The sequence below is a fragment of the Ralstonia pickettii genome, from assembly GCF_030582395.1.
Lineage (GTDB): Bacteria > Pseudomonadota > Gammaproteobacteria > Burkholderiales > Burkholderiaceae > Ralstonia > Ralstonia pickettii_D.
Map to the genome: position 1 here is coordinate 3425410 of NZ_CP104381.1, position 17447 is coordinate 3442856.

17 protein-coding genes are annotated in these 17447 nt (G+C 64.2%); 16 read left to right on the forward strand and 1 reads right to left on the reverse strand.

Features of this window, described 5'->3' with window-relative positions:
• Positions 1-48 precede the first annotated feature (48 nt).
• The 16 genes from gatB to N5B55_RS16560 all read left to right on the forward strand — a co-directional run bounded on the left by gatB (position 49) and on the right by N5B55_RS16560 (position 16781).
• Positions 49-1515: an Asp-tRNA(Asn)/Glu-tRNA(Gln) amidotransferase subunit GatB gene (gene gatB / locus N5B55_RS16485; protein ID WP_178961106.1), complete on the forward strand. Its 1467-nt coding sequence runs from the start codon at positions 49-51 to the stop codon at positions 1513-1515.
• A 14-nt stretch (positions 1516-1529) separates the two neighbouring features.
• On the forward strand, positions 1530-2219 hold the full coding sequence (locus N5B55_RS16490) for a DUF484 family protein (protein WP_015856085.1): 690 nt from the start codon (positions 1530-1532) through the stop codon (positions 2217-2219).
• A gap of 14 nt (positions 2220-2233) precedes the next feature.
• Entirely contained in the window at positions 2234-3220 is a 987-nt protein-coding gene (xerC, locus tag N5B55_RS16495) for a tyrosine recombinase XerC (RefSeq protein ID WP_304538714.1), read from the forward strand.
• A 36-nt stretch (positions 3221-3256) separates the two neighbouring features.
• The gene (locus N5B55_RS16500) at positions 3257-4450 is read left to right on the forward strand and encodes a class I SAM-dependent rRNA methyltransferase (RefSeq protein ID WP_027678674.1); all 1194 of its coding nucleotides are present in this window, start codon (positions 3257-3259) and stop codon (positions 4448-4450) included.
• A 78-nt stretch (positions 4451-4528) separates the two neighbouring features.
• Positions 4529-5047, forward strand: a complete 519-nt coding sequence (locus N5B55_RS16505) for a metal-dependent hydrolase (protein WP_304539815.1) — start codon at positions 4529-4531, stop codon at positions 5045-5047.
• Positions 5048-5179: 132 nt separating this feature from the next.
• Positions 5180-6706: an FAD-binding protein gene (locus tag N5B55_RS16510; RefSeq protein ID WP_304538715.1), complete on the forward strand. Its 1527-nt coding sequence runs from the start codon at positions 5180-5182 to the stop codon at positions 6704-6706.
• A gap of 12 nt (positions 6707-6718) precedes the next feature.
• A complete protein-coding gene (locus N5B55_RS16515) occupies positions 6719-7957 on the forward strand; it encodes a lactonase family protein (RefSeq protein ID WP_304538716.1) in 1239 nt (412 codons plus the stop codon).
• A 96-nt stretch (positions 7958-8053) separates the two neighbouring features.
• On the forward strand, positions 8054-8581 hold the full coding sequence (locus tag N5B55_RS16520; protein WP_304538717.1) for a Fur family transcriptional regulator: 528 nt from the start codon (positions 8054-8056) through the stop codon (positions 8579-8581).
• Complete coding sequence (locus tag N5B55_RS16525) at positions 8569-9645, forward strand: CobW family GTP-binding protein (protein ID WP_304538718.1); 1077 nt, start codon at positions 8569-8571, stop codon at positions 9643-9645. Before N5B55_RS16520 ends, N5B55_RS16525 begins: the two co-directional genes overlap by 13 nt.
• Positions 9646-10066: 421 nt before the next feature.
• Positions 10067-10486 carry an RNA polymerase-binding protein DksA gene (gene dksA, locus N5B55_RS16530; protein ID WP_024977044.1) on the forward strand — a complete coding sequence of 140 codons (420 nt, stop codon included), beginning with the start codon at positions 10067-10069 and terminating at the stop codon, positions 10484-10486.
• Positions 10487-10585: 99 nt separating this feature from the next.
• Positions 10586-11893 carry a zinc metallochaperone GTPase ZigA gene (gene zigA, locus N5B55_RS16535; RefSeq protein ID WP_154207808.1) on the forward strand — a complete coding sequence of 436 codons (1308 nt, stop codon included), beginning with the start codon at positions 10586-10588 and terminating at the stop codon, positions 11891-11893.
• A 101-nt stretch (positions 11894-11994) separates the two neighbouring features.
• Positions 11995-13596 carry an ABC transporter substrate-binding protein gene (locus N5B55_RS16540; protein ID WP_304538719.1) on the forward strand — a complete coding sequence of 534 codons (1602 nt, stop codon included), beginning with the start codon at positions 11995-11997 and terminating at the stop codon, positions 13594-13596.
• A 157-nt stretch (positions 13597-13753) separates the two neighbouring features.
• A complete protein-coding gene (gene hslV / locus N5B55_RS16545; RefSeq protein ID WP_015856093.1) occupies positions 13754-14290 on the forward strand; it encodes an ATP-dependent protease subunit HslV in 537 nt (178 codons plus the stop codon).
• A gap of 26 nt (positions 14291-14316) precedes the next feature.
• Complete coding sequence (gene hslU / locus N5B55_RS16550) at positions 14317-15648, forward strand: ATP-dependent protease ATPase subunit HslU (protein ID WP_015856094.1); 1332 nt, start codon at positions 14317-14319, stop codon at positions 15646-15648.
• A gap of 227 nt (positions 15649-15875) precedes the next feature.
• The gene (locus tag N5B55_RS16555) at positions 15876-16490 is read left to right on the forward strand and encodes a hypothetical protein (RefSeq protein ID WP_037028089.1); all 615 of its coding nucleotides are present in this window, start codon (positions 15876-15878) and stop codon (positions 16488-16490) included.
• Positions 16491-16577: 87 nt separating this feature from the next.
• Positions 16578-16781, forward strand: coding sequence for a CsbD family protein (locus N5B55_RS16560; RefSeq protein ID WP_065860091.1), 204 nt, complete (start codon positions 16578-16580; stop codon positions 16779-16781).
• A gap of 40 nt (positions 16782-16821) precedes the next feature.
• Here the strand turns inward: N5B55_RS16560 and N5B55_RS16565 are convergent, their stop codons facing one another.
• On the reverse strand, positions 16822-17400 hold the full coding sequence (locus N5B55_RS16565; RefSeq protein WP_065860092.1) for a response regulator transcription factor: 579 nt from the start codon (positions 17398-17400) through the stop codon (positions 16822-16824).
• Positions 17401-17447: the final 47 nt, after the last annotated feature.

A 17447-nucleotide genomic window follows, 5' to 3' on the forward strand; every position in this document is an offset into this window, starting at 1 on the left:
TGAGTACCTAGACATTCACACCACAACAATCGACAGGACACACGCAACATGCAATGGGAAGTGGTGATCGGCCTCGAGACGCACACGCAGCTCTCGACGGTCTCGAAGATTTTCTCCGGCGCGTCCACCGCCTTTGGCGCGGCGCCCAACACGCAGGCGGCGCCGGTTGATCTGGCGCTGCCGGGCGTGCTGCCGGTGCTGAACAAAGGCGCCGTCGAGCGCGCCATCGTGTTCGGTCTGGCCATCGGCGCCAAGATCGCGCCCAAAAGCATCTTCGCGCGCAAGAATTACTTCTACCCCGATCTGCCCAAGGGCTACCAGATCAGCCAGTACGAAATTCCGGTGGTGCAGGGCGGCACGCTGACCTTCCAGGTGGAAGGCAAGAACGGCCAGCCCGGTTATGAGAAGACCGTGCAGCTCACGCGCGCCCATCTGGAAGAAGATGCGGGCAAATCGCTGCACGAAGACTTTGCCGGCATGACCGGGATCGACCTGAACCGCGCCGGCACGCCGCTGCTGGAAATCGTGACCGAGCCCGACATGCGCAGCGCGGCCGAGGCCGTTGCTTACGCCAAGGCGCTGCATGCGCTCGTGATGTGGCTGGGCATCTGCGACGGCAACATGCAGGAAGGCAGCTTCCGCTGCGACGCGAACGTGTCGGTGCGCCCGGGCCCGGATGCGCCGTTCGGCACACGCTGCGAAATCAAGAACCTCAACTCGTTCCGCTTCCTGGAAGAGGCGATCAACTACGAAGTGCGCCGCCAGATCGAGCTGATCGAAGACGGGGGCACCGTGGTGCAGGAAACCCGCCTGTACGATCCGGACCGCAAGGAAACGCGCTCGATGCGCAGCAAGGAAGACGCGCAGGATTACCGCTACTTCCCGGATCCCGACCTGCTGCCGCTGGTCATCGGCGACGACTGGATCGAGCGCGTGCGTGCCACGCTGCCCGAGCTGCCGGCGGCCATGGCTGCCCGCTTTGAGTCGGCGTACGGCCTGCCGAAGTACGACGCCAGCATCCTCACCGCCACCAAGGCGACGGCCGCCTACTTCGAGGCCGTCGTGGCGGATGCCGGCGCTGCGAACGCCAAGGCCGCCGCCAACTGGATCATGGGCGAGGTTGCCTCGAACCTGAACCGCGCCGATCTGGACATCGATGCCGCACCGGTCAAGCCTGCACAGCTGGCAAAGCTGCTCGCACGCATTGCCGACGGCACGATCAGCAACAACACCGCCAAGAAAGACGTCTTCCCCGCCATGTGGGCAGGCGAGCACGGTGGCGATGCCGATGCGATCATCGACGAGAAGGGCCTGAAGCAGATGTCGGATTCGGGCGAGCTGGAGAAGATCATCGACGACGTGCTGGCAGCCAATGCCAAGTCGGTCGAGGAATTCCGCGCCGGCAAGGAGAAGGCATTCAACGCGCTGGTCGGCCAGGCCATGAAGGCCACGCGCGGCAAGGCCAACCCCGCACAAGTCAATGATCTGCTGAAGAAAAAACTGGGCGCAGCCTGATGAGCACCTCCACGATGAACGCACAAGACGTCGCCAACTACCTGCAGGCGCATCCGGCCTTTTTTGAAGAGCATGCGGAGCTGCTGGCCGCCATCCAGCTCACCAGCCCGCACAGCCATCGCGCCGTGTCGCTGCAGGAGCGCCAGATGGAGATCCTGCGCGACAAGAACAAGCACCTCGAACTCAAGCTGTCGGACCTGATGCGCCACGGCAACGAGAACGACCGCACGCAGCAGCGCGTGCACGCATGGACGACGCGCCTGCTGGGCGAGGCCGACACGCATGCGCTGCCGTATGCCGTGCAGGATGGCCTGCGTGAAATCTTTGACGTTCCGGCCGTGGCGCTACGCGTGTGGCAGGTCGGCGAAGAATTCGCGCATCTGGAAGTCGCGCAGGGCGTGAGCGAGGAAGTGCGCCTGTTTGCGACCGGCCTGCGCGCGCCGTATTGCGGCGCCAATGCCGGCTTTGAAGCCGCCGGCTGGCTTGATACGACCGATACCGGCGGCGCACCGATCGAATCGCTCGCGATCGTCACGCTGCGCGTGCCGGTGCGTGGCGATGCCGATGCCAGCGCCGCGCCAGCTTTCGGCCTGCTGGTACTCGGCTCGCCGGACGCCCGCCGCTTCCATGACGGCATGGGCACGACCTACCTCGCGCAGATCGGCGAACTGGCCGCTGCCGCGCTCAACCGCCTGCGCGACTGAGCGCAGCCCGCCGCATGCCGCAATCTGCATCCGCCGATGACCATGGCGCTCAAGCGCCGCATCCGCAGATTGCGGCGTACCTGGATGCGCTGAAGTTCGAGCGGCAGCTCTCGCCGCACACGCTGGAGAGCTACACCCGCGAGCTGGCCGTGCTGCAGCGCCTCGGTGCGCAGCACGCCGCCAATATCGACCTGACGCAACTGCAGTCGCACCACATTCGTCGCATGATGGCGCAACTGCATGGCGACGGCTTGTCGGGACGCAGCATTGCGCGGGCGCTGTCGGCGTGGCGCGGCTGGTTCAAATGGATGGCGCTGCGCGATGCCGCCGTCACCGCCAACCCGGTCGATGGCGTACGCGCCCCGAAGAGCCCGAAGCGACTGCCGAAAGCGCTGTCCGTCGAGCAGGCCGTCGCGCTGATGGAGCAACTGCCTGGCGACGATCCCGAGACGGTTCGCGACCGTGCCGTCAACGAGTTGTTCTATTCGTGTGGCTTGCGGCTCTCCGAACTCGTGAGCCTGGATATGCGACACGTGAAGGCCGGCGCGTATGAATCGGCGAGCTGGCTCGACCTCGAGGCCCGCGAAGTGCAGGTGCTTGGTAAAGGCAGCAAGCGGCGCACCGTGCCGGTGGGCACCAAGGCGGCGGAGGCGCTGGCCGCATGGCTGGCGGTGCGCGCGCAGCTTGCCAAGCCGGACGCGGCACCCGAAGACGCGCACGCGCTGTTTCTCTCGCCGCGCGGCAAGCGGTTGGCGCAGCGGCAGATTCAATTGCGCATGAAGCGCAACGCCATCGCGGCAGGTGTGCCGGCGGATGTGCATCCGCACGTGCTGCGGCATTCGTTTGCCACGCACATGCTGCAGTCATCGGGCGATTTGCGTGCGGTGCAGGAACTGCTCGGCCACGCCAGCATCGCGAGTACGCAGGTTTATACTTCGCTCGATTTTCAGCACCTGGCCAAGATCTACGATCAGGCGCATCCCCGCGCGAAGAAGAAGTAGCGCTGCCCGCTTTGCCGGGCGAACCATCCCAGTCGTATGCAAACCCTGATTCTCAAGCCCGGCAAGGAGCGCTCGCTGCTGCGCCGGCACCCGTGGATTTTCGCCAACGCCATCGATCGCGTGGAGGGCAAGCCGGCCTCCGGCGCGACCGTCATCGTGCGCGCGCACAACGGCCAGTTTCTGGCGCGCGCCGCGTTCAGCCCCGTTTCGCAGATTCGCGCGCGCGTGTGGAGCTTTGATGAATCGGAGCCCGTCGACCACGCGTTCTTCAAGCGCCGCATTGCCGCGGCCGTGGCGTACCGCCGCGCGTGGGTGCACGACACCGACGCCGTGCGCCTCGTCATGGGCGAAGCCGACGGCCTGCCGGGCTTAATCGTCGATCAGTACGGCACGGGCGATGCTGGCCAGCTCGTCTGCCAGTTCAGCGCCGCCGGTGTGGAGCACTGGAAACAGGCGATCGTCGCCGCGCTCATCAAAGAGACGGGTTGCCCGAACGTCTACGAACGGTCGGACGTGAGCGTGCGCGAGCGCGAAGGCCTGGAGCAGATGACCGGCGTGCTGGCTGGCGCCGAGCCGCCCGCCGATCTGTCGGCCACCGAGCACGGCGTACGTTATTACGTGGACGTGCGCGAAGGCCACAAGACCGGTTTCTACGTGGACCAGCGCGACAACCGCGCGCTCGTCGGCGCCTTGGCGCGCGATCGCGATGTGCTGAACTGCTTCTGCTATACGGGCGGGTTTTCGCTGGCGGCGCTCAAGGGCGGAGCGCGCTCGGTGGTGTCGATCGACTCGTCGGGCGAGGCGCTGGCGGTGGCAGAGCGCAACGTCACGCTCAACGGCTTCGATCCGGCGCGCGCCGAATGGCTGGACGCGGACGTCTTCAAGTCGCTGCGCAACTTCCGCGCGGAAGGCCGTCAGTTCGACCTGATCGTGCTGGATCCGCCCAAGTTTGCGGCCTCGGCGCAGCAGGTCGATCGCGCGGCACGGGCGTATAAGGAGATCAACCTGGTCGGCATGCAGTTGCTGCGCCCGGGCGGCCTGCTGTTCACGTATTCGTGCTCGGGTGCAATCGACGCAGACTTGTTTCAAAAGATCGTCGCGGGCGCGGCGGCGGATGCCAAGGTCACGGCGCGTATCCAGCGCCGGCTGGCGGGCGGCGTCGACCACCCGCTGCTGACAAGCTTCCCGGAAGGCGAATACCTCAAGGGCCTGTTGCTGCAAGTCGGCTAGCAATTTGTCGCAATTTTTGGCTTGTCCTGGCAAGCCGCCATTGCGAAGATGCGGTCCTTCGTTTTCCGCATCACGTCGATGGCCTCCAATGCTGCCCATCACGCGACGGGTTGGGCAGCAGGGTTGATTGCCGCCACCGTCGTCGCACAGGCTTCCCATACGTCTCTCGAACATCTCGGCAGCATCCTGGCGTTTTGCGCGGCGGTGGCCGGCAGCACTGCGCCTGACTGGATGGAGGTCGCCTGGTGGACCCGCGCCCGTCGTCTCTGGATCACGCACCGCACCGCCACCCATTGGGGCATCGGCTGGCTGGCGGCGCTGGTTCTGTCATACCAGGCGCTGGGCCACGCCCATCTGTGGGCACCGCTGCTGTTCGGCTTCGCCTGCGGCGGGCTGATGCACCTGCTGGCGGATTGGCCGAATCCGTTAGGCGTGCCCTGGATCTGGGGGCGCCATTCCCTGAACTTGTGGAAGAGCGGCCACTGCGATCTGATCGTGGTGATCCTGGCATGGGCCGCGGCATGCTGGCTCGTGCGGCCATTGTGGGCCGCGACGGCAACGCGCTTGGTCGGGTGGTTCGCTCACGTGGCGCGATAAGGCAGCCGCATCGGCATTGTCTGATGGAAGGCGGGCTCGCGAACGACTAAGTTGGAACCGCCGGACGCCATGCGCCCGAATCCAACTCTGTTTGCGCAAGCGTTGCGCAAACGCCCTCACCGGGAGTCGTCGATGACACTGGATGTGACGCGCCAAGACCCTCGCTACAACACGCTCAAACATGGCTTCAACCTGCGCTGGCCGTCGACGGACGCGCAGGCCGCGAGCCGCATCGCCCTCATAGAAAAACCCGACGATGTGGCGCCCGCCGTGCAGCGCATCATCAACGCGGGCCAGCGCCCGACCGTGCGCAGCGGCGGACATTGCTACGAGGATTTCGTCTCCAACAACCCCGACGGCACGATCGTCGACCTGAGCCTGCTCGCCACGCCCGAGGTGCGCGCCGACGGTTCGGTGCGCATTCCGGCCGGTACGCAAAACTGGAACGGTTACCTGGAGCTGTACAAGCGCCGCAACGTGACGCTGCCCGGCGGCTCCTGCTATTCGGTGGGCGCGGGCGGGCATATCTGCGGCGGTGGTTATGGGTTGCTGTCCCGCCTGCAAGGCCTGACGGTGGATTGGCTCTCGGCCGTGGACATCGTCACCGTCGACAAGACCGGCAAGGCAGCGGCCCGCACAGTGGATGCGGCGCACGATCCGGATCTCTTTCGTGCGTGCCGCGGCGCGGGCGGCGGCAACTTCGGCGTCATCACGGGCTACACCTTCGCCAAGCTTCCGGAGGCGCCGCAGGAAGTGGCCCTCGCCACCGTGGCTTTCGACTGGGCGATCATGACGCCGCAGCGCTTTGCCGAACTGCTGCACATCTACGGCGAATACTGGGAGACGCGCGGCAAAGACCCTGACACCTGGGGCATGTTCTCGCTGCTCAAGCTCACGCACAAATCGTCGGGGCAGATCGTGCTGCTCACGCAGTTCTGCAACCCGGATGGCACGTGTCGCGATCTCTCTGTTCTCAATGATTTTCTGAACCGCTTCCAGGCTTGCGCGCCCACGCTGGTCAAAGGGCGGCCCCCCGGCTACGGCCCCGCGCACAGGCAGGGCGTGGGCCAGCTACTCTGCTCCAAGCCGCACACCATCGTGCAGTACGACTGGCTCACCGCCACGCAGTATCTGAACGGCTCGGGGGCCAATCAGCGCGGCAAGTACAAATCGGCCTATATGAAGCGCGGCTTCACGGCGCGCGAGGCGCAGCGCATCTACGCCCACCTCACGCGGACGATGCCGGGCGTCGATCTTAGCCAGTCGCTGCTGCAGGTCGATTCGTACGGCGGCGCCGTCAACAAGGCCGAGCGCATCGGCGATACGGCTGTGCCGCAGCGGGCGTCGATCATGAAGCTGCAATACCAGACGTACTGGACGTCTGCCGCCGACGATGCCGGCCACCTGCGCTGGATCGGTGATTTCTACCGCGACGTCTACGGCGCCCCCGACGTGCCTGCGCCGCACAGCGGCACGCCGTACCCCGGCGACCGGTACGAGGGCTGCTACATCAACTATCCGGACGTCGACATGCTCGCCCACCCGTTCTGGCCGCAGCTCTACTACGGCAGCGGCGACCTGTACGCGTTTCTGCAGGACGTGAAGCGCCGGTATGATCCGAACAACATCTTCCACCACGCGATGTCCGTGCGTGTTTGATGGAGCCATCCCATGACCAATCGTCTTCGTCGAACTTTCATGCAGTGGACTGGTAGCTTGCCTTTGTTGGGCGCTCTTCCCAAAACCGTCATGGCCCAGGCGGGCGAGCAACCCGCTGCGTCGGGTGTGCAGCCTGCGGGCAATGCCCACCCTCCCCGCTTCGCCTATGTCGGTACTTACACGTTCAACGCACCGGGCGGCACTGCCGGCGGCCCGGCCGCTCGCGGTATTTATGTGCTGGCGCCGCGCGGCGATGCGTGGACCCAGGTGCAGGTGGTCGAAAGTGCCAATCCGTCGTTCCTGGCCGTGCACCCGAACCAGCGGTTCCTGTACGCCATCAATGAATTGGAGGTCTACGAGGGACGCCCAAGCGGCAGCGCCGAGTCCTATGCGATCGACCCGCGCGACGGCAAGCTGACGCTGCTCAACCGCCAGCCGCTCTCTTTGTCGGGTACCAACCCTGCGCACGTGGTGGTGTCGCCGGACGGCAAACACCTGTGCGTGTCGATCTACAGCGGTGGCGCGTACAACCTCCTGCCGATCGGCGAGGACGGCAAGCTCGGCACCGTGTCCGGCATCTTCAAGGACACCGGCTCCGGCCCGCGCCCCGAACAGGAGGCGCCGCACGCGCACATGATGCTGTTCGACACCGCCGGCCAGCATGTGATCGGTACCGACCTTGGCACCGATCGCATCAACGTGTTCGCCATCGAGGGCGGCAAGCTCGCCCCCCGGGATCGCGCACAGCTCAAGCCCGGCAGCGGCCCGCGCCACCTGGCGCTGCATCCGCAAGGCAAGCTGCTCTACGTCATCAACGAACTCGAGGGCTCGGTTGCATGCCACGGTTACGACCCTGCCACCGGCCACGTACAGGAAGAGCGCCAACGCATCGCCACCACGCCTGCCGATTACACCGGGCAGAAGAGCGGCGCGGAACTGCTGATGCATCCGTCGGGGCGCTTCCTCTACGCCAGCAACCGGAAGCTGAAGTCCGATCATCCGCTGGCCGACAGCGTGGCCGCTTTCAGCATTGATGCCTCCGGCAAGCTGGCGCCGCTCCAATACTGGAACGACGGTGTGCACTTTCCGCGCGCGATGACGATGGCGCCCGACGGCAGCCACTTCTACGTGCTCAACCAGAAGGGCGACACGATCCTGCGGCTGCGCGTCGACGGGCAGACCGGCAAGCTGGATCAGCCCACGGTGGTGGCGAAGGTGCCGACGCCGGTGTGTCTGGTGTTTGCGGCATAAGCGCTACCGGCTCGCGGAAAGAAACCCTGGGCGGTGCAGGGCCGCCCAGTTGCAACTCAATTGCAGCAACCTGCGCCGCGTGGGACAATCCCGCACATGAATACCCCGGCGCCGCGCGACGATTTCGTCGCTTCGCAATCCCATTCGCCTGAAGAGGCTGCCCGCGCGCGTCTGCGCGGCCTGGGCAGCCGTGTGACCGAGCCGCGCGTGCGCGTGCTGGCCGTGCTGATGCAGGGCGTCGACCCGCTCTCGCACCAGGCTGTATGCGACGCGCTGCCGGACGATTCCGGCATCGATCGCGTGACGGTCTACCGCGTGCTGGACTGGCTTGTGACAGGAGGCATCGTCCACAAGACGGCGGGGGCGGATCGTGTCTTCCGCTTCAGCCTGGCCGAGCACGATGCCGCGCGCGAAGCGGCGCACCGCTCGCACAGTCACTTCCACTGCACGCAATGCGGGCGCGACTTCTGCTTGGAGGGTGCCGAGCCGCCGGCCATGCCGAAGGCCGCCCTGCCCGCCGGCTTCGCAGCCGACCATGCCGAACTCACCATCAAGGGCGCGTGCGCGGATTGCGCGCGTCTGGCGTCTCATCACAAGACAGGAAACGCACCATGTCCAAAATGATCCCGGTCACCATCCTGACGGGCTTCCTCGGCAGCGGTAAGACCACGCTGCTCAAGCGCATCCTGACCGAACAGCACGGTATGAAGATCGCCGTGATCGAAAACGAGTTCGGCGAAGAGAACATCGACAATGACATCCTCGTGCAGGACGGCAACGAGCAGATCGTGCAGATGAGCAACGGATGCATCTGCTGCACCATCCGCGGCGATCTGGTGAAGGGCTTGTCCGACCTGCTGACGCGCCGCGACAACGGCCAGATCCAGTTCGATCGCGTGGTCATCGAGACCACCGGTGTGGCCAACCCGGGCCCGGTCGCACAGACCTTCTTCATGGACGACGAGATCGCCAGCCGCTACCTGCTGGATGCCGTCATCACGCTGGTCGACGCCAAGCACGGCAACATGCAGCTCGACAAGCAGGAAGAGGCGCAGCGCCAGGTGGGCTTTGCAGACGCCATCTTCATCACCAAAAGCGATCTGGTGTCCGCCGCCGATGTGGATGCGCTGCGCCACCGCCTGCTGCACATGAACCCGCGCGCGCCGATCCGCACCGCCAACTTTGGCGATACGCCGATCGACACCATTTTCGACCTGCGCGGCTTCAACCTGAATGCCAAGCTGGAGATCGACCCCGATTTCCTGCGTGAAGACGACCATGACCACAACCACGATCATGATCACGACCACGCCTGCTCGGCCGATTGCGATCATGACCACGACCACGGTCACGCGCCCGGCCATCAGCACCATCACGGCCACGCGCACCATACCGACCGCATCGCCTCGTTCGTCTTCCGCAGCGAACTGCCGTTCAACTACACCAAGCTAGAGGAGTTTCTCTCCGGCGTGCTGAACATCTACGGCGAGAAGCTGCTGCGCTACAAGGGCGTGCTCTACATGGAAGGCGTCGACCGCAAGGTCGTGTTCCAGGGCGTGCACCAGCTCATGGGCAGCGACGTGGGTGGCAAATGGGACGGAGAGACCCCTTCCAACCGGATGGTATTCATCGGGGTCGACCTGCCGCGCGAAACGATTCTGAAAGGATTGGAGAACTGCCTGGCCTGATTCGGCCGCTTTCCCCCTCCTTTTGGGTGGCCCCGCCGCGCGCTTTCAGGCAGAATCCGGGCCGGATTTTGTGTCCGTGTTTCTCCGATAGTTCGGTTAATATCGTTCAGCTACAATAGGTCGATTTAGAAGCACGTCGTCCGAAGCACGTCCGATAGGAGAGCAGGCGATGGTGACTAAGACCAAGGAAGGACGCGGCGCCAACGTTGGAGCCGGGCAGTCCGGAACGGAGTCGGCAGCAGCCCAGGCTGCGCCAGCCACCCGAAAAAAAGCGGCAGGGGGCGCCGCTGCGGGAGAGGCAAAAGGAGGCGCGCGGGGCGGCAAGTCCGCCGCCAGCCAGAATGAGTCCGACGCATCCCCGCGCAAGGACGACGCGATAGCCGACACGGCGCGCGATTTACCAGGATCATCTGCAGCAACCATGAGCAGCAAGAAACTACTCACCGAAGCCGAAATCCTGAAGATGAGCGACAAGGATTACATGAACGAGGCGCAGCTCGCCTTCTTCAAGGACCGGCTTGTAAAAATGCGCGATGAAATTCTCGCGAACGCCAACCAGACCACCGAGCACCTGCGCGAGACTGTGATCGTGCCGGACCCGGCAGACCGTGCCACCATCGAAGAGGAGCACGCGCTGGAACTGCGTACGCGCGATCGCGAGCGCAAGCTGCTCAAGAAGGTCGAACAGTCGATCGCCCGCATCGATGCCAACGACTACGGCTACTGCGACGAGACCGGCGAGCCGATCGGCATTCCGCGCTTGCTCGCTCGCCCGACGGCCACACTGACGCTCGAGGCGCAGGAGCGCCGCGAAAAGCGCCAGAAGCTGATGGGTGACTGACGCACGCGTCGCATTTGTCTGACGCATTCATTTGATTTGGCAGCCCGGTAACTCACCGGGCTGTTTGCTTTGTTTGGCCACGACCCGAGGCCGCTGATCATGTCCCGTCCGCTTCCCGTTACCGTGCTGTCCGGCTTTCTGGGCGCCGGCAAGACCACGCTGCTCAACCACGTGCTCGCCAACCGCGAGGGCAAGCGCGTGGCCGTGATCGTCAATGACCTGTCGGACGTCAACATCGACGCGCAGCTCGTGGGCGATGGCACGGCCACCAGTGCGCAGCTTTCGCGCACCGACGAACGCATGGTGGAGCTGTCCAACGGCTGCATCTGCTGCACGCTGCGCGAAGACCTGCTCGACGAGATCGCGCGCCTGGCCCGCGAGGACCGCTTCGACTACCTGCTGATCGAATCGACCGGCGTGGCCGAGCCGCTGCCGATTGCCGAGACCTTCACGTTTGAGGACGGGCAAGGCGACGTGCTTTCCGACCTCGCGCGCCTCGACACCATGGTCACCGTGGTTGATGCGCAGCACTTCCTGGCCGACTACGACGCTGCGGATTTTTTGTCCGATCGCGGCCAGGCGCGTGATGAAGATGACGATCGTACCGTCGTCGACTTGCTCATCGAACAGGTGGAGTTTTGCGACGTGATCGTGCTCAACAAGATCGATCTCGTGAGCGACGCCGAGCGCGAACGCCTCGCCGGCATCCTGCATTCATTGAACCCGAGGGCGCGCATCGTGCCGGCATCGTTCGGCAAGGTGCCGCTGGACGAAATTCTCAATACGCATCGCTTTGATTTCGATGCCGCGTCTGCAGCCCCGGCTTGGCTGGCCGAGCTGCGCGGCGAACACGTTCCCGAGACCGAAGCGCTCGGCATTCGAAGCTTTGTCTATCGCCGCCGCGTGGCATTCCACCCGCAGCGCCTGTGGGATCTGATGCACACCGAATGGCTGCGCGAACACGGCCGCGTGCTGCGCTCGAAAGGCTATTTCTGGCTGGCCTCGCGCATGGACACGGCGGGCAGCTGGGGCCAGGCCGGCGGCGTGATGCGCCATGGCGGCGCCGGCGCATGGTGGGCTGCGGTGGATGAAGCCGAGTGGCCTGACGAGGAAGAAGCCCGCGCAGACATCCAGGACAAGATGCACGACAACGGTGCGCCCGCGCAGTGGGGCGACCGCCGCCAGGAACTGGTCTTCATTGGCACGGACCTGGATGAAGCCGCGCTCATCGCGCAGCTCGACACCTGTCTGCTGACTGAGGCGGAGATGGCTGCCGGGCCCGAAGTTTGGGCTGCGCTGCCCGATCCGTTCCCCGCGTGGGCCTACGACGACCATGACGATGAGGACGGCGACGACGACCCCGACCACCAACACGGTGACGACTGCGACTGCGGGCACCATCACTGAGCACGCAGACCCCCTGCTTCATTGGCGTTGACACCGGCGTCTTCCGGTCCTGACAATCCCCCGAACGTTTTGCTTTCGTCACGAACCATCGGGGAGTCGTCATGCCGGTCCTGCGTCTGCTGCGCGCTGCGAACCTTGTCGCCGCGCTGTCTTTTGCCACGGCGCTTGCGGCGCTCACACCGGGTGCTGCGCATGCCCAGCCGGCTTCCACGCTGGTGGTCGGCCTGTCGAGCGATGTCACTTCGCTCGATCCGCACTTCCATAACGTCACGCCCAATTCGAACGTGGCCGAGCATATGTTCGAGGCGCTGATCGCCAAGGACGAGAAGATGCGCCTCAAGCCCGGCCTCGCCACGTCGTGGAAGGCGCTGAGCGATACGGTGTGGGAAATCAAGCTGCGTCCCGGCGTGCATTTCCATGACGGCAGCGAGTTCACCTCGGCCGACGTCGTCTATTCGCTGGCGCGCCCAGCCACCATCAAGAACAGCCCCTCGCCCTTCACGATCTACACGCGGGGTTTCAAGGACGTGACGGCTGTCGACAAGCTGACCGTGCGCATCACCACCAACGGCCCCTATCCGCTGGTGCCGAACGACTTGTCGACCATCTACATGGTGTCGAAAAAGGCCGTCGAAAAAGCCGGCGCGGACGATTTCAACAATGGCCGCGCCATGATCGGGACCGGGCCGTACAAGTTCGTGTCGTTTACGCGCGGCGATCGGCTGGAGCTAGCGCGCTTCGATGGCTACTGGGGTAAAAAGCCGCAATGGCAGCACGTGACGCTGCGCATTCTGACGGCAGACGCACCGCGCGTGGCAGCGCTGTTGGCGAGCGATGTGCAGGTCATCGAGAACGTGCCAAGCTCGGACATCAAGAAGCTGTCGGCCGACCCGGCTGTGTCGGTATTCAAGATGCCGGTGTTCCGGATGATGTATCTGCATATGGATTCGAACCGCGATATATCGCCGTTCGTGACCGACAAGGCGGGCAAGCCGCTGCCGAAGAATCCGCTCAAGGATGCACGCGTACGCGAGGCGATCTCGCTGGCAATTTCACGCCAGGCCATCGTCGATCGCGTGATGGAAGGCGCGGCCGAGCCGACGGGCCAGCTCGTCAACAGCGCGCTGTTCGGCCACGTGCCGGGCCTGAAGGCACCGTCGGCGGACCCCGCCGCAGCGAAAAAGCTGCTCGCCCAGGCTGGCTACCCCGACGGTTTTGCCATCACGCTGCATGCCACCAACAATCGCTATCCGAACGATGACCGCGTCGCCCAGGTGATTGCGTCAATGCTTTCGCGGGTGGGCATCGTGACCAAGGTGGAGACGTTGCCGTCGGCGTCGTTTTTCACGCGGGCGAACAAGCTGGATTTCTCGTTTTTGCAGGCGGGTTGGGGTGCCGATACGGGGGAAGCCAGTTCCAGCCTGAAAGCGCTGCTGGCCACGTACGACCCGGCGCGCGGCTGGGGGGCATCCAATCGCGGGCGTTATTCGAACCCCGCACTCGACGCCAAGCTGGCTGAAGCGCTGCAGACGCTGGACGACAGCAAGCGCGAAAAGCTGCTGCAGGAGGCCACGGAAATCGGTATGCGCGATTACGGCGTGATTCCGCTCTACTTCAACATCAACGTATGGGCAGCGCGCAAGGGCTACGCGGTGGTGCCGCGTCTGGACGAGCGCACATATGCATTCGATGTGACGCGCTGAACGGGTGTGAAACGCCGTTAGAAGCGATTTCCGGCGCACAAAAACTGTGCGTTATGACGGAAATCAGGCTTGAAATCCTCAGGGCTGGCGTCAAGTATGAAGTTCTTTGGCCGGCCCGCTGGGGGCCGCGCCAAGCCGGACCCCTAGGAACAAGCGCATGGAACAGTATCACGGCACCACCATCGTCAGCGTGCGGCGCGGCAACCAAGTCGCGCTCGGCGGCGACGGCCAGGTCACGCTGGGCAATATCGTCATGAAGGGCTCGGCCCGCAAGGTGCGCGCCATCTACGACGGCAAGGTACTGGTGGGCTTTGCCGGCGCGACCGCCGACGCCTTCTCCCTGCTCGACCGCTTTGAGGCCAAGCTGCAGAAGCACCAGGGCAACCTGCTGCGCTCGGCCGTCGATCTCGCCAAGGACTGGCGCACCGATCGCGCCCTGCGCCACCTTGAAGCGATGCTGATCGTCGCAGACCGCGAAGCCACGCTCATCATCACCGGCAACGGCGACGTGCTGGACCCGGAAGGCGGCATTGCTGCCATTGGCTCGGGCGGCTCGTATGCCCAATCGGCAGCCAAGGCGCTGATGGAGAACACCGACCTCGCACCGCGCGATGTGGTGGAAAAATCGCTGCGGATTGCCGGCGAACTCTGCATCTATACCAACACCAATTTCGTGATCGAGACGCTCGAATAACGAGCGCCTTCATCGACAGGATTCCCATGTCTGAAACCATGACGCCGTCGGAAATCGTCTCCGAACTCGACAAGCACATCATCGGCCAGCACAAGGCCAAGAAGGCCGTGGCCGTGGCGCTGCGCAACCGCTGGCGCCGCCAGCAGGTGGGAGACCCGCTACGCCAGGAAATCACGCCCAAGAACATTCTGATGATCGGGCCGACCGGCGTGGGCAAGACCGAGATCGCGCGCCGCCTGGCCAAGCTGGCTGACGCACCGTTCATCAAGATCGAGGCGACGAAGTTCACTGAAGTCGGCTACGTCGGCCGTGACGTCGACACCATCGTGCGCGATCTGGCCGAGATGGCCGTCAAGCAAACGCGCGAATCCGAGATGAAGAAGGTGCGCGCCAAGGCCGAAGATGCGGCCGAAGATCGCATTCTCGACGTGCTGATCCCGCCGCCGCGCGACATCGGCTTTGCGCAGCCGGAAGAGAAGGATTCGACCGCGCGCCAGACCTTCCGCAAGAAGCTGCGCGAAGGCCAGCTTGACGACAAGGAAATCGAACTGGAAGTGTCGGCCGGCGTGCCGAGCATGGACATCATGGGGCCGCCGGGCATGGAAGACATGACCGATCAGATCCGCTCGATGTTCGCGGGCCTGGGCCAAGGCAAGAAGAACCGTCGCAAGATGAAGGTGAGCGAAGCCTTCAAGCTGCTGATCGACGAAGAGGCGGCGAAGCTCGTGAACGAAGACGAGTTGAAGCAGAAAGCGGTGGCCAACGTCGAGCAGAATGGCATCGTGTTCCTGGACGAGATCGACAAAATTGCCAGCCGCAGCGAATACGGCGGCGGCGAGGTGTCGCGTCAGGGCGTGCAGCGTGACTTGCTGCCGCTGGTGGAAGGCACGACCGTCAATACGAAGTACGGGATGATCAAGACCGACCACATCCTGTTCATCGCGTCGGGTGCGTTCCATCTGTCCAAGCCGAGCGATCTGATTCCGGAGTTGCAGGGCCGATTCCCGATCCGGGTGGAACTGGATTCGCTGTCGGTGGACGATTTTCGCGCGATTCTCACGCAGACCGATGCGAGCCTTACCAAGCAATATCAGGCGCTGCTGAAGACCGAAGGTGTTGATCTTGTGTTTGCGGAAGACGGCATCCGCCGCCTCGCCGAGATCGCATGCTCGGTCAACGAGAAAGTCGAGAACATCGGCGCACGCCGCCTGTACACCGTGATGGAGCGGCTGCTGGAAGACTTGTCGTTCCACGCGCACAAATCGTCAGGCGAGACGGTGACCATCGACGCCGCATACGTCGACGAGCGCTTGAACGAACTGTCGGGCAACGAAGATCTGTCGCGCTACGTGCTCTAAGCGTGTAAGCAACGCATTCCATATGCACTTCGGGCCGCATCGGAGACGATGCGGCCCGTTTTGTTTGGATGTCTGCAAACGCAAGCCCAACAAGGGTTTGCTCGGGATCACCCAGGGTCGGGCCCGTTTTCTGCTGAAGCGAATGGTGCCGCACAGACAATGCGCGCCGCGCACCTGAGGTGCGTGATTCCAACTACGACATCCGACTACGACAAGGAGAGAAGCGTATGAAACCGATCCAACGCCTGGCCCTGTGTTGCGTGCTCGCCTGCGCCCCGTTCGGCATTGCCCATGCCCAGCCCGCGCCGGCCTCCACTGGGGCCGCCGGCGCTTCCGCCTCGAATGATGCCAAGCGCAACGCTTACGACAGCGCCGTCAAGCAAGCCGATGCGAACTACAAAGCCGCCAAGGACAAGTGCGATGCGATGAAGGGCAATGACCGCGACGTTTGCCGCGCGCAGGCCAAGGGCGATTACAACGTCGCCAAGGCCAACGCGATGGTCGAGCGCGATGGCACGGAAGCCGCCCGCAACCGCGCCGCCAAGGAGAAGGCCGAGGCCGACTACGACGTCGCCAAGACGAAATGCGATGCCATGAAGGGCAACGAGAAAGACACCTGCGTGAAGGACGCCAAGGCCGCTTATACGCGTGCCAAGGCCGGCGAGGAAGTGAACCATGCCAAGGCCACCGGCAACGCCAAGGACGTGAGTGAAGCCCGCCGCGATGCCGTCAAGGACACCAACGACGCCAATTACAAGGCTGCGAAGGAGCGTTGCGACGCCATGTCTGGCGATGCCAAGACGAAGTGTCAGAACGACGTCGCCGCCAAGTTCAAGAAGTAAGCCGCAAGGAAGTGTTCACACGGGCGGCCTGCCGGTCGCCCCTGCTTTGTCTCAATCGCTCAATCTATCAATTGCAAGGGAGGACGTATGAACTGGGATCAGATCGAAGGCAAATGGGATCAAGCCAAGGGCAAGATCAAGGAAAAGTGGGGCCAGCTCACCGACGATGATCTGACTGTGATCAGCGGCAAGCGCGACCAGCTCGCCGGCAAGATCCAAGAGCGCTATGGCTATACGAAGGAACGCGCTGAAGACGAACTCAAGGCGTGGGAGCGCGACACCCGCTGGTAATGCCGCGGTGATGTCGATGTAGTGACAGGCGGCCGGTCGTTTATTTTGCGACCGGCCGCTTGCCCAATTTGCGCTGCAGCGTCCGACGGTGCATGTTGAGCGCCCGCGCCGTGGCGGAGATATTGCCGCCGTGCTCGGCGAGTACGCGCTGAATGTGTTCCCACTCCAGGCGCGCGACGGACAGCGGCGCGGGGTTCTCCATCGTCTGTTCAGCCACGGCTTCAGACACACCCACCTGCAGCGCCAGCAAAATCGAGTCGACATTGGCCGGCTTGGCCAAATATTCATCAGCGCCTAGCTTGACCGCCTGCACGGCGGTGGCGATGCTCGCATAGCCCGTGAGGATCAACATGCGCGCCTCGGGCAGCGCCTGGCGCAGTGGAGCAATCCAGTGCAGGCCCGAATCCGTGCCGCCATGGGGCATCAGTCCCTTGTCGCTGGTGGCCAGATGCAGATCGACGGTGACGTACGAGAAGCGCGTCTGGCGGGCCAGTGCCAGTGCCTCGCCGCCGGTGTGGGCGATCTGCGGAGCAAAGCCGCGGCGGGTGAGCGCGCGCGCCAGCGTCTGCGCAAAGACGTCGTCGTCATCGAGGATCAGAAAGGGGGCGGGCTGCTGCATGGTGTTCTCCGAGGCCGTACGCGCTTGGGGCTGCGTCAGGCCGTCTC

Excerpts from the sequence above, each read along its gene's own strand:
- N5B55_RS16560 (WP_065860091.1), top strand. The coding sequence starts at position 16,578 with ATGAACTGGGATCAGATCGAAGGCAAATGGGATCAAGCCAAGGGCAAG.
- gatB (WP_178961106.1), top strand. The coding sequence starts at position 49 with ATGCAATGGGAAGTGGTGATCGGCCTCGAGACGCACACGCAGCTCTCG.
- N5B55_RS16525 (WP_304538718.1), top strand. The coding sequence starts at position 8,569 with ATGTCCAAAATGATCCCGGTCACCATCCTGACGGGCTTCCTCGGCAGC.
- N5B55_RS16510 (WP_304538715.1), top strand. The coding sequence starts at position 5,180 with ATGACACTGGATGTGACGCGCCAAGACCCTCGCTACAACACGCTCAAA.
- hslV (WP_015856093.1), top strand. The coding sequence starts at position 13,754 with ATGGAACAGTATCACGGCACCACCATCGTCAGCGTGCGGCGCGGCAAC.
- dksA (WP_024977044.1), top strand. The coding sequence starts at position 10,067 with ATGAGCAGCAAGAAACTACTCACCGAAGCCGAAATCCTGAAGATGAGC.
- N5B55_RS16565 (WP_065860092.1), bottom strand. The coding sequence starts at position 17,400 with ATGCAGCAGCCCGCCCCCTTTCTGATCCTCGATGACGACGACGTCTTT.
- N5B55_RS16555 (WP_037028089.1), top strand. The coding sequence starts at position 15,876 with ATGAAACCGATCCAACGCCTGGCCCTGTGTTGCGTGCTCGCCTGCGCC.
- zigA (WP_154207808.1), top strand. The coding sequence starts at position 10,586 with ATGTCCCGTCCGCTTCCCGTTACCGTGCTGTCCGGCTTTCTGGGCGCC.
- xerC (WP_304538714.1), top strand. The coding sequence starts at position 2,234 with ATGCCGCAATCTGCATCCGCCGATGACCATGGCGCTCAAGCGCCGCAT.
- N5B55_RS16505 (WP_304539815.1), top strand. The coding sequence starts at position 4,529 with ATGGCCTCCAATGCTGCCCATCACGCGACGGGTTGGGCAGCAGGGTTG.
- N5B55_RS16500 (WP_027678674.1), top strand. The coding sequence starts at position 3,257 with ATGCAAACCCTGATTCTCAAGCCCGGCAAGGAGCGCTCGCTGCTGCGC.
- N5B55_RS16540 (WP_304538719.1), top strand. The coding sequence starts at position 11,995 with ATGCCGGTCCTGCGTCTGCTGCGCGCTGCGAACCTTGTCGCCGCGCTG.
- N5B55_RS16515 (WP_304538716.1), top strand. The coding sequence starts at position 6,719 with ATGACCAATCGTCTTCGTCGAACTTTCATGCAGTGGACTGGTAGCTTG.
- N5B55_RS16490 (WP_015856085.1), top strand. The coding sequence starts at position 1,530 with ATGAACGCACAAGACGTCGCCAACTACCTGCAGGCGCATCCGGCCTTT.
- N5B55_RS16520 (WP_304538717.1), top strand. The coding sequence starts at position 8,054 with ATGAATACCCCGGCGCCGCGCGACGATTTCGTCGCTTCGCAATCCCAT.
- hslU (WP_015856094.1), top strand. The coding sequence starts at position 14,317 with ATGTCTGAAACCATGACGCCGTCGGAAATCGTCTCCGAACTCGACAAG.